The sequence below is a fragment of the Serratia sp. SA088 genome, from assembly GCF_049065515.1.
Lineage (GTDB): Bacteria > Pseudomonadota > Gammaproteobacteria > Enterobacterales > Enterobacteriaceae > Serratia > Serratia nematodiphila.
In genome coordinates this window covers 630,662-644,245 of the sequence record NZ_JBAKGW010000001.1, presented here as the reverse complement: position 1 = coordinate 644,245, position 13,584 = coordinate 630,662, and the positions used below count along the sequence as shown (strand labels likewise).

The window sequence follows — 13,584 nt, the reverse complement described above, 5'->3', positions numbered from 1 at the left end:
GCCGAAGCCCCTTTTCAGTTGGTTAAGCGGTCTGGTTAGCCAGGCCGACGCCGATCGCTTCCGGGCGTACCGCACATGCGGAGTACCACAGTGCGATACGGCACTTGCCAGTCAGGGTCGAGATATCGCCCTGCGTCGCGAAGATGCCGTTAATGCCAACGCCTGGGATGGCGAACGACTGAGTTTTCATGCCCGCGAACAGTTCGTGGTTCGCCGGGATCGGTTGCGATACCAGACGGATGGAGTCATCTGCCCAGAACACGTTCGTTTCCGCGGTTTTCACGTTCAGGACATTCACCGCCATAGCGTCCGCCAAAGAGGTATTGACGTTCGCGTAGGCGCGCTCAGCAGCCGTCAACGACGTGTCGTCCAATGCCACTGGCTTCGGTGCGATCGTCACGTTGGCACCATTCACCGCAACAACGGTGAAGGTTGCGTCGTGAGTCAGCACGTTTTTAGCCATCTGCGACAGGTATTTCACCCCTGCGAATGAAATCTTGTCGCCACGCTTCAGACCAGTACCAGCGGACAGCTTCACAACAGCAATACGGTTATCGACGTTCTCCTTGTTGCCATCGGCATCAAGGTGCCACGCTTCCGGCTTGAACTTCTGCGCACCAGAAACTGTCAGGCCGGTAGCGGAAGACGCTGCCAAGGTCGGCATTTTCGGGGAGCGTAGCACGTCATCGAAGCCCGCCACCTGGCGCTGAATGGTGCCGTTTTTGTAGGCGTCTTCAGGGATGCGGCCGAACATATCGCGATTAGTAAGATCGTGGCCTGCGTTTTTATAGTCCTTGCTATTGAAGAAGTAGGACAAGCCCGCGGCGCGATTCAGCTCTCGAGCGAACATGAACTCTTCAGCGTCGGCCACGAAATCCCAACCACTGCCGGCGGTAGTGCCGATCGGCTGCGGGCTGGTAACCACCAGGGAGCCCATATCGACTGCCTGCTGCGCAATCGCCTTTTCGACGTTATTCGCCAGTTTTTTAGCCGATGCGTTGATGCGGTGACGATAGGAGCGCTCATCGCGCAAATCGTCAGCACGCAGCTGGAAGAAGTCGTTGTCCGGGGCACCCATGTTGCACTTCACGGACAGTTCCAGGACATCGGTTTCTTTACCAGTTAAATCCCAGCCTTCCTGGGTGGGGGTTTCTTGCTCTACCGGCAGCCAGAACGTGTTCCCGGAGCGCTGCATAGGCGGCGCCGGCGGGGTGTATTCCTTAGTTTTCTGCGCCATTGGCGTCAGGTTTTGCACGGTTTTGATTACTTCGTCCACCGCGTAGGTGACCATTTGACCTTCGTTCAAAGACATTATTGGATTCCTTCAAGTTGCTGTTTCAGCTTGCGATAAGTGTCCACGTCGCCTTTGTTGGCAGCGGCGTCGATCTGTTTTTGCAACGCAGCGCGATTCGCGGCGGCGGCCTGGCCATGCACAGGCTCGTCAACCGCAGGGGCACCGGAGATTTGCTTACCGCGTGGTTTGAGAGTTAAACGATCTGACAGGCGAGTCAGCTCGATGATGGCCTGCGTTTGCGGCAGGCTCAGGATGTCGCGTGCCTTCTCTGGGTTTGCGCCCAGGTGGTAGAAAATCGCTGCGGATTTTTCAGGAAACAACGCCATGATCTCCGCATCGATGCCCGGAGCGAGCATCGAGCGGAAAGCGTCCTCTTTCGCCTGATAATCCGGCAGGTTGAGTTTTTCGGCCGCGTCGTAGTGTTTACGGGCTGCATCCACATAAACGGCTGACTGCTGCGTGAACGCCTGAGTTTTCTTGCCCTGTTCGGCTACGGCATTGCTGCGAGCGTCCTGCGCTTTCATCAGCCACTCAGTATTAGCGGCGTTAAAAGCGGCAAGTGCCCGGCTCTGGTCGTAGTCGTATTTGGCAAGGCCGTCGTCGGACAGATATTGGTTAATATCCGGCTGCGCTGGCAGCTCAGGCGCCACGCGCAGGTTATCCGGCAGTTCGCCACGGCTCACCGCTTCCATCTGCTGCTCAAGCTCGCGTTGACGCTTGCGCTCGATGCGTTTGGCGGCGAAATGGGCGTTTGTCGCCGGATCCTGCTTAGGTTTGGTCTCATCGTCGTTCAGGACAATATCGAAGCCGCTCTCCTGGCCTCCGCTGCCGTTGGCATTATCGATCAGCTGGCCTTCAGCAGGTGCCGCCTGCTGAGTGCTGGACAGGGTTTGGCCTTCAGTTGCCTGAATTTCGGTGGTGTCGGTCATGATTTAATCTCTCGCTATTGAGGAATCTCGGCTGCTCCGCCGGAGGGTTGATTTGCTTGCCGCAGCAGATTGGTTAAATCCATGCGGCGGGAATGGAGTTGGCCTTGCCCTTTGAGGACAAGCTCAGCATCAGCGCGGGCACTGTCGCCCTGCTTCGTCTGGAAGTCGCCGAGCAGTTTCAGCGCGGCGATCACATCGTTTTTCTTGGTGCTGTCGGCGGAAGCCAAAATCTCAACCACACGAGCGGCCGAAACCTGCGCCTCGGTCTGCGCTTTGAACGCATCAACCTGGATTTTCGCCTGGTCGTTCTGCGCTCTCTGCAGGTCTGCCTGCCCCTGCAGCAGCACACCATGAGCCTGCACCATTGCAGCGTCCGGCTGGCCTTGTTGCTGTTGAGCCTGCATCACTGCCTGCTGCTCTTCTTCAGTCTCTGGCTGTTTCAGCCCCATCAGCACCAGCTGCTTATTGGCATACTCGCACATGATCTCGACGCCCTTGCCATCCAGCAGCGTGAAGTACTGCAGGAGCAGCATCTGAAACTCAGGCGTGCCCTGTGGGACTTTGCCGAGCAATTCCTGGATCTCCGCGCGATTCTGGTTTTTCATGCTCTGGAACGACGGCCCCACATCGGTATAGGTTTCATACCGGCCGCGGATGTCGTTCAGCGTGACGATCTCGCCGGTCTGATAGTCCACAACCTGCGTCAGCAGCTGCACGTCCTTTTCGCTGCCGTCCGGGAGCGTCATCAGCACAGTGCGCGGCACGTCGTAGAGGTCATTGACCATCGCGGCGTAAACCTCACCATCGCGGCGCATCGCCGTCGCGAGGTTGTCCTGGAACACGTAGGTTTCCAGATCGGCGCGCATGTTCAACTGGTTGACCGTGTCAAAGGCCACGTTACCGCCGGCGGCTTCAGTGTCGACGCCGAGCGTCGCGACCTCTTTCACTGCGTTGGTCGCCGCCTCAAGCATGTAGGCGTTGGCCTGCGGCACCTCCGGGTTGTCCATGTAGCCGATAGGCTGCGGCGGGATATCGCTGCCATTCTCGTCGGTACGGTTCAGCAGGTAGTAAGGGAAATCATCCCGCCCGCTGTACATGTACTCGTACCCGGCGATCTGCTCCGGCCAGAAAAATGGCTTTTTCTTCGGTGTCCGCGCGACAATGTCCGCGTTGAACGACATGATCATGTTGCGCAGGCGCTGACCGTCTTTTGTCAGCCGGACGACACCCTCGTAGACCTCTTTGTCGCCCGCAAATCCCCACTCCCCGTAAACAGGGATGATCGGCAGATGCTCACCGGCGATCAGCTCGCGGTCCTTCAAAATGCATGAGGAGGTGATCACGGTTTTGTATACGCGGCGACGCTTCACCTTGCGTTCTGCAATTTTCCGCAGGCCGCGCTCGGCGAGGTCATCGATCACGTTTGCGATGTCGCGCTTGAAGTAACTCACTGGTTCGCCTGTCAGCGGATCCTGATAGATGAACGCAGTTTCCTTCTTTTCCTCGACCTCGTAATACTCGCCGACGTAAACCACATCCTTGGTCAGCCACGGGAAAAGCCATGTCTGATCAGGATTCTGGAAGTCGGGAACGTCGTCGGGGTCGAAACCGTTCTCCTCGGCGTAGCTCTTCCAGCCGTCCATGCTCATGGCGTTGATAACCGTCACGTGCTTGGCGTCGCTCTTATCCATCTGCTTGGCGTTGCTGTCCCAGATGACGTGCGAGGACGCCTCGTGGATCGGCAGCCGGCGGATAATCTGGTTATTGCTGGTCGGGTCCTGGTCTTCGTAATCGGTGACCAGGCGCCAGGCACCGACGCCCGCCTCGATCTGTTCGCGCACGGCCACGTTAACGGCAATTTTTGCCGTGTTGTGGCGCATGTCAGTGCGATACATGCCCATCAGCACGTCGGCCGCGTTCGGGTCGGCGTTGTCTTTCGGGCGGTAAAGCACATCGATCGGGTTCTGGCGCATTTCTGCAACCAGCTTGCGCACTACCGGGCGGACAACGTCGAATTGCCCGCGGTATTGCAGCGTTGTGTATTGGCTCAGCCAGTCATCCCACTGCGACACTCGCGAAAAATACAGGTCATTGGTCGCTTCGGTTCTGGCTTCGTCGCTTGACATCCAATCCCGATCGAAGATCGTCAGGATGGTTTGCAGCCTGCCCTGCTGCTTGTCGTTGTCAGCCATCATCTACCTCGTGGGACGTTGGATCGGCCGAATTGGCGCTGGGATTTTTTTCTCTTTGGGTGTTCTGATATCGCGCATCATCCGCGCGAATCGACGCATCATGTAGGCGTAGCGCACGGCATCAATGACGTCGTCGTTTGTCTTCGATATTTTGCCGTTCTCGTCGCGGTGGTAGAGCCGGAACTCCTCGAAGAAAGGCTCGCAGGTGTTAAACACCCGGAAGCGGCCTTCCAGCATGAGGTCTCGAAGTTCAGTCAGGCCAGATTCAACAGAGTTACCGCCCTCGGCGAAGGTTGCGTGCTCCTTCAGCATCAGGAAACCTGCGTCGGCATACTGTGTTTTAAGCTGTGCCCCGCCGCCTTTTTCGTGCTGATGCCCGTCGTGCGGCCACGCTACAGGAATGCGAGAGGACCACGCTTTAACGGCGCTCCAGGCTTCCGTCGCCGTCTTCTCGCTTTTCTTCCACACGCGCGCCAGATAGAACACGTCTTCGTCTTTGTCCCACCAGAGCTGCACATGCGCCTGCGGGTGATCCCAGCCAAAGTCCTGCCCGTTGATGACGTAGAAGTGCCCCGGGCATTCAAACGGCTGGCACTTGATGGTTTCTTCGGGGATCTGGAAGATTCGCCCGCTGCCCATCGTCGGAATGCCCTTGGCACGCGCTTCACGCTCGTGTTCCGGGTACGATTCGATGATCCGCTCGCGCTCGGCGTCGGTGTAGTGCTCGGCGTCGTGAATGGTCATTGTGACCACTTTCTGCGCCTTGCTCGGGTTCTTGATGAATTTCTCAACAACCTGCGACATACCCATCAGCGGGGTGAACGTCAGCAGCGAGAACTGCCCGTATTTGTTGGTACGCGTCAGGCCTTCGGAGTAAATCGCATACGGCGGCTCTTCATCGAACCAGACGCCGTGCACCGTGTCACCCTGCCAGCGCTGGCGCCCCTGCGAGTACGGTTTGAAGTAACAGATAGACATGCCATCTTCGACGCCATTCGGCGAATGGTGGCGCACCAGCAGGTGATCGACCAGGTTCGGATAGAATGGCGATTTTTTCCAGCTGATGATGTCTTCTTTCGGGAGCAGGCCATAGCCTGGCTCGTCGTTCTCTTCGATACGCCCGCAGAGAATACGCTGGGTGGTTTTGGTAACGGTTTCGTTGGTCTCGCCACCTACCCAGAACACTACCGGCTCGTTGAACCGGCGGCCTTGCCAGCTGCCGGCATAAGCGCCGTCTTCGGGGTAGCCCGTAGTACCCGGATAGCGTCCGGTGAGATGGAACGACACCTCGGCGCCACCGGTGAAGGATTTGCCCAACTGGTTACCGGCCATGAAACAGCGCTCGGTGTACTCGCCGCCAGCGTCCAAAAACTCACGCTGCTTAGCATATGGGCTGTACTCGTAAAGCAGATGTGTGCGGCGATACTCGTCTTCCTCTTCCAACAATGCGAGCAGTTCGGCCTGCTCCTCGTCGGTCAGGTCGTCGATGTCAATCGCTGCGTCTACCACGGCTTAGCAACTCCTTAATGCGCGACTGGCGCACCTCGCGATTAGCCGGCGGGGTGACGTCTTCAGTCTCGATCTTGTCTTTGAAGGCCTGCACGCTGATGTGTTTGCCAATCAGCTCAAGGTTTTTAACCTTGTCAGGCCATTTGATTTTCTTAAGGAAACCGACCATTTCACGGTCTTCACCGCGGCCCTCGAACATTTCGGCCAGATCAAAGCCGCTGAGGTAGCGGCGCCAGGCCGCCGGCCAGTCCACGATCGGCTTGATGCTGCCGTCGTTGTTGAAGATGTCCGCCGCGTCCATCTGGTCGATCTCCACCAGGCGCAGCAGCACGTAATTGGCATCGATGCCCAGCTGCGAAATGCGTTCGCGCTTCAGCTCGTCGATGCGTGCGAGGACTTCTGGCTCTTTCAGCAGGCGCGGGCCAATGTTGCAGGCTGAGCGGGCGCTATACCCTGCCCGCTCGGCCGCCGGCGCTGCTTTCAGATCGATGATGTATTCGCGGCAAAAAAGCTCTTTTTTGTCCTTGAGTTTTGCCACTGGGGTCACCTCACTGGAAAAGCGGCAAAGCGTCTTTCACGCCCTGGATCGCCTTAATCGTACGGGTCAACGGAGTTTGTTCAGCCTGTGCCAGCGCATACTGGCGGTTGAACAGCTCCAGCTTTAGGGAGTCATCGGCGATATAGTCGATTGCCTCCTGCGCCGCGGCGGTGTCGTTCTGCACCAGCGACAGGATGCTGAGGCGCAGCTTTTGCTGGTCGGTAAGTTCTGCCATTGGTGAGTCCTCGTGATTGGCGGGTTGTCATTATCGAAGCCCCTCGGCGAAGGGCTTCTGTAATGCGCGTTAGGCGACATGCAACTGCTGTTTGAGCAGATAACCTTCCAGTTGCCAGATTTTATTGCGCGCGTTCTCTCGGGCGATCTTGCGGCCGATCTCTGGGTCGAAGTTCTCCGGGGAGGCGCAGGCAGATTCACCGGTTACGGTGAAGCCGTTGGCCAGTTCCAGCACGCAGAACGTCAACAAGCAGAGGGACTCAGGCACCGGAATTGGGCTGTAACGCTCTGCCTTCTTGGCGTAACCGCCCTGAACACCGTCTGCGGCGGTGAAGTAGTGTTCACCGACGATGATGCTCTCGATTCGTGCGGGGGTGACGCGCGGCGCGGTTTTACCCGCGGCCTGAATTGCTTGTTCAATGGCCTGTTCGGTCATGGGTTAGTCCTCGTAGGGGTTAGGCACACATTGCGGATGTAGTCCTGCAGGCCTGCTATCTGGCTGCGGGCGGTTTCGATTCGCTCTCGGAGACGGAAATAATCCCGCTCAGCGGCGTCAGTAAGTCGGGGGCCGGTTGCATTAGCCACGCCGGCGGCGCCGGTGGTTGGGCACGTGGCGGCGAGCTGCAGCTTGCGAGCGCCAGCGTCAACAGCACGCTGCAGAACATCGATTTGATTCTTGGCATCGTTCAGTTCCTGGGTGCGGTGTTCGTCGATGGCAGCCACCGCGCGCTGTGTGCCGTTCTGCCAGTCGAGCTGGCCAGAAAGCTGGCTGTTGGCCGTTTGCAATTTGTCGCGCTCGTGGCGCAGCGCCTGATTGCTGATAGCGAAATACGCCAGCAGGCAGAGCACCACGGCCACGATAGCGACCAGCCAATGTGGTAGCGGCCATGTCATACGAGCACCGCAATAGCGCGGTTGTAGCGCGCTGTGCGCTGGTCGAGAGCATGCAGCGCCGGGTTGATGCGCCGGGTGGCTTCGCGGACATCGGCCGCCACCTGGTTGATGTTGCGCGTTTGCCAGTACCAGCCTGCCGAGCGAGCGGCGTTCACATCGACCGTCAGCAGATCGGGATTGGCGACCAGGTCGAGACCCAGCGCTTTGCCGCATGCTTTGTGGTTGTCGAGGAAGGTGATCTGGATCAGGCCGTGGCCGCGAAACTTCCAGCCGTCGCCCGGCAGCTTGTTGCCGTAGCGTCCCTGGTAAACCAGATTGGCGATCGCCTCCTGCCGCGCCGGGTGTTCTGCTGTGCGGCCGAGCATCGCGGCCTGGTCACGGCTGATGCGGTTGCCGAACGTTGTCAGCAGCGCCGCCGGCGTGTAGTTGAACGACTCGGCCAGCCGGGTGAAGCCCTGCGACTCGTGCCCGGTCTGGGCAATGAACATAGCCTGCTGCACTGGGGTTGTGATACCGAACTCAGCCATAGCGGCGGTGATCGGCTTAAACCAGCGCGCGGCCAGTTCGGCGCTGATGCCAGCCGCCTGTTGAAATTTGTCTTGTGTCATGGTGATTACGCCTGCGGTTTGCTGTTGTCGTCGCTGACGCCGAAACGCTGGTTCAGCACGCGGATCAGAACGCCGCGCACCTTCTCAACGCCGATGAAGCCAATGGCGCCGCCCAGGGCGATAGTCGCCGCCGGCGGTAAGCCGATAAGCCCCATGCATGACGCCGCTGTCAAAGTCAGCGCGCCGCAGAGCGCGCCTTCAAGCAGCATCTGGCGCCAACCGCCGCCGGTGTAGGCAACGCGCAGAATGGTTATCGTGATCGACATAAGCACACCCCCGATAGGCGTTTCTCCGCGCCACCAGGACTGCAGCAGCTCGATCCAGTCGGGCCAGCTGTGAGGGTTGTTCATTTTCATGCCCCTCCCCCTGCCGGCGCGCGGCCAGCTCGGCGGGTTCCAGAAACGAAAAAGCCCCGGCGGGTAGCCAGGGCTGTGAATGGGTTGGTGGCAAGCAACGGAATCGAACCGTCAAGCGTGAGCCCCAATTTGCACACGCCACGCCTTGTGAACCTGCCAATATTTTCAATGCGGAGCGCCATCCACCAAGGAACCGACACCAACCCCTACGTTGCTTCGGGACACGAAGTTATTCGGATGGCGCTCGGCATTGAAAATTATCGATTTCGGGGTCTATTTAACATAATGAACCTTACGCGCACCGCCGTAACAGCACTCACCGCGCGTTCGTGGCGAGCTGCGTGTTTTGTGCAATCTTCTGGGCAATACGGCGGAAAACGGACTGCATAAACCGTGCATAAAACAGGGTGCATTTTGCATAGCCGATTTTATGGCTGAAGCGGCTGTTTTGAGAGGTTTTCTGGTTTTTGGGCGCCAGAAACGACAAGGCCCCGCCGAAGCGAGGCCGTGTTTTACGAGGTCGGTGTGCATTTACAACTCTTGCACGTTATCTGTATAGCATAGGATTCTGGGCGCCCGCAAGTATTTTTGTTTCGACCACTTCCGGATCCATGTCCAGCGGCAGGTCGAGCATCGCCAGGCACCCTTCCACAAAGTCCTCGGCGGCCTGCAGGCGCTGCCGCACGAACAACCGAGATGCGCCGGTAGCATCGGCAATGTCGCGCTGCGGCATGCGGGCTATGTAGCGCAGGCCGAGCATCAAAATCTCGTCCTCCTGGCGCACGGTCTTCAACTTGGCGATGCAGCCGTCGATCATCAGCCCGTCGTCATCGCTGCACGATTTGCCACCGCCGAGCACAGCCTGCCCTGGAGTTACAGACATTGCGGGCCAGTCCACCGACGTGCATTTTTCTTCACTGACCGCCCAGCGACCCCATCGCTCTAAAACTTCTTGCATATTTCTGCGCATTTAATCCAACCTCATCAAATCTAATCAAACCTGCAAATTTTTACTCGTTGGTTTTACTCAACTTTCAAACTTGCTAATTTTTGCAATTTGGCGCTGTACGTCTGCCAATGTTCGTCTTTGTCGGTAGGCACGCTGCCGTCGGCATAGAACCAAATAGTTTGCAGCCCTCCTCCTTCCCCAGGTGCGCTGCCACCCACCGACAATGCCTTAACCGTTGCTGCCGAGAGTTTTCTTGCGAACTTGAACGGCTCCCCGAGGGCGTTATAGTCCCGGTTGAAGAGCTCCCAAAGACCGTCTTTCACTTCTCGAATGCCGTAGGGCATGTGAACCCTTTGAAATTTCTCCATAATCTTCTCCTAACTTAACCTTGCGACTTAACTGATGAGGTTGAATTCGCACTTTTCACATTAACATCAACCAGTTACTCAACCACTCAACCTTTTTGAAAATTTTTTATACTCCTGCATGGGTGCGTGCGTATGTGCGCGCATATGTAAGTATTAATTTTTACTTGAGTAGGTTGAGTAGGTTGAGTATCCAAATGATTTATATTGCCTTTTTAACTACTCAACCTAGTGTTCATGGTTGAGTAAGGTTGAGTAGCTGTTTGCAAATTTCTGCAAGTTAAAGTTAATAGCTAACCGCGCTTTTCCCAATGCCGTGGCTTGCCTGGCAGGGTTTGTAACTGCCGTGTCTTGTACCCGAGATCCTTCATGATTTTGGCTACCTTCATTTCGTCCCCGCGTTTTACCTGCGGCGCCTTAAAGCCAATTGCTTCGACCAGCAGGTCCTTGGAGGTCAGCGGTACGCGGTCGCAGTTCTTAACGAGTGTGCTGTCGTTCAGCTCGGTAGATTCGGCCTCCAACCACTCAGCAATGCACGACACCCATACGTCGTCTTTCACCTCGTAGTCGCCCAGCACGGTCTTGGCCAGCGTCTCTGCACGCTCCCACGCAATCCCCTCAGCCTTGAACACCTGAACGGCTTCTGCCCATAGCTGCTCGCGCTCAGTGGCTATCTGCGCGGCGATGTGCTTACCGTCTATGTCGTCGGGGATTGTCATCGGCAGCCAGCGGCGGTTGCCCTCAGTGTCGGTCAGCGGCGTGTCAGTGTTCACCGTGGCAATGAACCCACACCGGCGCGGCAGCGTGTCGTAGTGCTCCCGGTACAGTCCGCGGTTGCGGTCAGCCCGCGTTGATATGGTGACGCGCACGGCGCCGATGCCGGCCTTGTTCATGCCGCGCATCTCGCCCAGCTCGATAACATTGTGCCCGCGCATCTCACGCACGCGCTCGGCAGCAGGCTTTTCGAAGTCCAGTTCCATGTAGTGCTCTGGCGTTGGTGCCATCGCGCGGATCCCTTCTGACTTGTTCTTGCCCTGCTGACTGACAAGCACCACCGCCATGTCACCCTTGATGCCAGGTTCCAGTGCGCGTCCAGCGAGCAGCGTCCACCAGTAGCGCCCCACCGCCTTGCTGTAGGCCGACGAGTCGATGCCCCAATGACGGCAGAAGAAAGAGTCAATGCGCGGCGCACCGTCCCATGCAGGCAGTTGGCTAAGCCAATCTTTGAGGGAATCAAACCGGTTTTCGTAGGCGATGAGGCGCACGGACCGTTTGATTTCTGTCTCCTGGAATTTCTTAAACTGGAGTTTGCATTCGAGCGTTTCGTGGATCTTGGTGTAATACTCATCGCGCAGCAGCAGGTGCTCACCGCGTGGTGTGGTCAGAATGACCTCGTTGCGGAATTCGTCGAGGCGGATCTGCACGCCACAGAGATCGGGTCTACGCAGCGCCAGCAGCACATTGGTGATAGTTCCCTCAATCTGCCCGTTTTTGTCACGGGAGAAGGCCGGTAGCGGCAAGTACTCTTCGCCGGTATCCGTGGGCACCACGTCGAAGTCGTTGTCGCGAACACCGTAGCCGTCAAGCCAGTCAGCGTCGGTTAAGCCGGTGTCGGTAGCGTGCAGACTGACGAAATGCCCTTGCTGAAAACCGCCGGTGCCGGCTGGGAAATATTTGATCGACGTTTCGCTGCAGCCATTGCTGTACTCTGACTCGTCACGGAAAGGTAGAAGGTTCCGAGATCCGTCAGCGCTAACAGAAATAGTCCAGCCGTTGGCATCCAGATAGTCGGCCACATCGTCGGTGGCGCTGGGGTCAATATCGGACAGGTCACGTTGGCGCCCTGCGCGGGCGACAGTGCTGTCGATCACGGGCAGCTCTTTGGCGATGGCCACCCACAGCTCAGCGAACTGCTCGCCGGTCAGCGTTGGGATATCGGAGAGCCGCAACTCGTGTGACATACCGATCATCGGGTTATCGATCCACTGATAACGCCCCTTAGAAGGGTGCTGCCCGTGGATAACAACTTGCTGCCCTTTCGCCAGGAACTCGACAGCCGCTTTTTTGCCGTCCTCCTCAGGGAGGATATGGGCGCGGCGCGCCATTACATCTGCGGGAGCCCGTAAGATATAAGCGCGACGCTCGCTGTTATCACGACCACGGTAAGGCAAGATCATGCCGGTGACGCCGGCAAGCAGGTCATAGACCTTATCCTGATAGTCGGCAACAGCAGTATCAACGTCGACGGCGCATAAAGCCGTTCCATCACCACCATCGCGCCCCAGGATAAGGCCGATGTTGTACCCGCGCCGCTTCCATCTATCTATCTCGGCAGGCGTAGCTTCGTGGGAAGTCCAGTCTTTGAACCCCGCGATCTTGCCGGCAGTGTTGTACACACTGGGCACTTTACCCACATCTTTGGGGTCCAGGCGTGACGCAGGAGAGAGTTCACCTTCCGGCGCTATTGGTATCAGGTTACTGGCACCGAACAAGGCCGCTGCACGTGCCCACTCGTCGGGCGTCGCCCCGTAGTTTTTCTGCATGGGCTACGCCTTTTCTTCAGTCGACTTTTTAGGGGGGAATACTGAATCCAGCGAGCACTCAACCCCCAACGCGTTCAGAGCCTCCACGATCCTGCGGCAAGAGTACAGATCAGGCGTACGAATGCCGGATTCATAGTTACCAATCCGAGACTGTTTCCATCCCAGACTGTCAGCTAAACGCTGCTGCGTAGCACCAACGCTTTTTCGTAAAGTAGAAATGTTGTTCATAGGTGTACCTCCTAACGCGGAGTAAACCACATTACGTGTTTTGAAAGCAACACGAAACGCGGATTTTAAAATACACATCACGTGTTAAAATACGCAAAACACACGCCAATACTGCAATAGGGAAATATATGGAAACGGTAGGACAGCGCATTAAGCGACTCAGGGAGAACCTGAAACTAAGCCAAGCGGAGTTAGCTGAGAAATGCGGATGGGAATATCAATCCCGGGTGGGTAACTACGAAACCGGCGCTCGTAAGGTGAACGTAGAGGATGCAGTGGTGATCGCCAGCGCATTAAAAGTTAGCCCAGGGGAGTTACTTTTCGGCACCCCGGATAACGCAGTTTTTATGCACCAGAAAGGACGAAATATCCCGCTAGTCAGCTATGTCCAGGCTGGCGCCTTTACAGAGGCCGATAGCCTGTTCTTCCCCGATGAAATCGAAACAACCATCGTATTTGACGAGAACATTTCTGAGCTTGGCTTTGCGCTGAGAGTAAAAGGTGATTCGATGGAGCCGGAATTTAGAGAAGGTGATACCATCATAATCGACCCCGCAATAGCACCCATGCCAGGAGAGTTCGTAGTAGCTAAGAACGGTGATCATGAGGCAACTTTTAAGAAGTATCGCCCTAAAGCTAATGGAGCTTTCGAACTTGTACCCTTGAATCCCGACTACCCGACGATTGATTCTGAGCAGCAACACGTGCAAATCATTGGCACTATGGTCGAGCACCGAATCCACCGTCGTAAACGCTAGCAAGATAGCCCGCCCCCTGCCAACTGAATACCCGCACTCCGCGGGTATTTTTTCGTCCTTACAAAAATAATACACATTTCGTGTTGACAACCCAAAACACAGGTCGCAATATAAATAACACAAAACGCAATACAGAAAACAAAAGGCACCACGCCCCGGAGTGAGCGACGTAATCACTTCCCGGCCC

15 protein-coding genes are annotated in these 13,584 nt (G+C 56.9%); 1 reads left to right on the top strand and 14 read right to left on the bottom strand.

Annotated features, from left to right (window positions below):
* Positions 1-22: 22 nt before the first annotated feature.
* The 14 genes from ACOWVD_RS03205 to ACOWVD_RS03140 form a co-directional block, all read right to left on the bottom strand.
* Positions 23-1,312 carry a P22 phage major capsid protein family protein gene (locus tag ACOWVD_RS03205; RefSeq protein WP_421105436.1) on the bottom strand — a complete coding sequence of 430 codons (1,290 nt, stop codon included), beginning with the start codon at positions 1,310-1,312 and terminating at the stop codon, positions 23-25.
* The gene (locus tag ACOWVD_RS03200) at positions 1,312-2,223 is read right to left on the bottom strand and encodes a scaffolding protein (protein ID WP_421105435.1); all 912 of its coding nucleotides are present in this window, start codon (positions 2,221-2,223) and stop codon (positions 1,312-1,314) included. The genes ACOWVD_RS03205 and ACOWVD_RS03200 overlap by 1 nt, the downstream gene beginning before the upstream one ends.
* A 14-nt stretch (positions 2,224-2,237) precedes the next feature.
* On the bottom strand, positions 2,238-4,415 hold the full coding sequence (locus ACOWVD_RS03195; protein ID WP_421105434.1) for a portal protein: 2,178 nt from the start codon (positions 4,413-4,415) through the stop codon (positions 2,238-2,240).
* 3 nt (positions 4,416-4,418) lie between these two features.
* On the bottom strand, positions 4,419-5,924 hold the full coding sequence (locus tag ACOWVD_RS03190) for a terminase large subunit domain-containing protein (RefSeq protein ID WP_421105433.1): 1,506 nt from the start codon (positions 5,922-5,924) through the stop codon (positions 4,419-4,421).
* On the bottom strand, positions 5,905-6,462 hold the full coding sequence (locus ACOWVD_RS03185) for a terminase small subunit (RefSeq protein ID WP_374930231.1): 558 nt from the start codon (positions 6,460-6,462) through the stop codon (positions 5,905-5,907). Before ACOWVD_RS03185 ends, ACOWVD_RS03190 begins: the two co-directional genes overlap by 20 nt.
* A 10-nt stretch (positions 6,463-6,472) precedes the next feature.
* Entirely contained in the window at positions 6,473-6,697 is a 225-nt protein-coding gene (locus ACOWVD_RS03180) for a DUF2560 family protein (protein WP_020826280.1), read from the bottom strand.
* Between the two features lie 69 nt (positions 6,698-6,766).
* Positions 6,767-7,132: a Gp49 family protein gene (locus ACOWVD_RS03175; RefSeq protein ID WP_421105432.1), complete on the bottom strand. Its 366-nt coding sequence runs from the start codon at positions 7,130-7,132 to the stop codon at positions 6,767-6,769.
* Complete coding sequence (locus ACOWVD_RS03170; protein WP_421105431.1) at positions 7,129-7,590, bottom strand: lysis protein; 462 nt, start codon at positions 7,588-7,590, stop codon at positions 7,129-7,131. The genes ACOWVD_RS03175 and ACOWVD_RS03170 overlap by 4 nt, the downstream gene beginning before the upstream one ends.
* On the bottom strand, positions 7,587-8,198 hold the full coding sequence (locus ACOWVD_RS03165; protein ID WP_421105430.1) for a glycoside hydrolase family 19 protein: 612 nt from the start codon (positions 8,196-8,198) through the stop codon (positions 7,587-7,589). Before ACOWVD_RS03165 ends, ACOWVD_RS03170 begins: the two co-directional genes overlap by 4 nt.
* Positions 8,199-8,203: 5 nt before the next feature.
* On the bottom strand, positions 8,204-8,548 hold the full coding sequence (locus ACOWVD_RS03160; protein WP_013813177.1) for a phage holin, lambda family: 345 nt from the start codon (positions 8,546-8,548) through the stop codon (positions 8,204-8,206).
* Between the two features lie 553 nt (positions 8,549-9,101).
* Positions 9,102-9,512 (bottom strand): antiterminator Q family protein, encoded by a 411-nt coding sequence (locus tag ACOWVD_RS03155; protein ID WP_421105429.1) that lies wholly within the window; start codon positions 9,510-9,512, stop codon positions 9,102-9,104.
* A gap of 65 nt (positions 9,513-9,577) precedes the next feature.
* Positions 9,578-9,871 (bottom strand): hypothetical protein, encoded by a 294-nt coding sequence (locus ACOWVD_RS03150; RefSeq protein ID WP_421105428.1) that lies wholly within the window; start codon positions 9,869-9,871, stop codon positions 9,578-9,580.
* A 290-nt stretch (positions 9,872-10,161) separates the two neighbouring features.
* The gene (locus ACOWVD_RS03145) at positions 10,162-12,411 is read right to left on the bottom strand and encodes a VapE domain-containing protein (RefSeq protein ID WP_421105427.1); all 2,250 of its coding nucleotides are present in this window, start codon (positions 12,409-12,411) and stop codon (positions 10,162-10,164) included.
* Positions 12,412-12,414: 3 nt separating this feature from the next.
* Positions 12,415-12,639 carry a helix-turn-helix transcriptional regulator gene (locus ACOWVD_RS03140; protein ID WP_421105426.1) on the bottom strand — a complete coding sequence of 75 codons (225 nt, stop codon included), beginning with the start codon at positions 12,637-12,639 and terminating at the stop codon, positions 12,415-12,417.
* A gap of 128 nt (positions 12,640-12,767) precedes the next feature.
* Here ACOWVD_RS03140 and ACOWVD_RS03135 point away from each other — a divergent pair, with 128 nt between their 5' ends.
* Complete coding sequence (locus ACOWVD_RS03135; protein ID WP_049207389.1) at positions 12,768-13,397, top strand: LexA family protein; 630 nt, start codon at positions 12,768-12,770, stop codon at positions 13,395-13,397.
* Positions 13,398-13,584 lie beyond the last annotated feature (187 nt).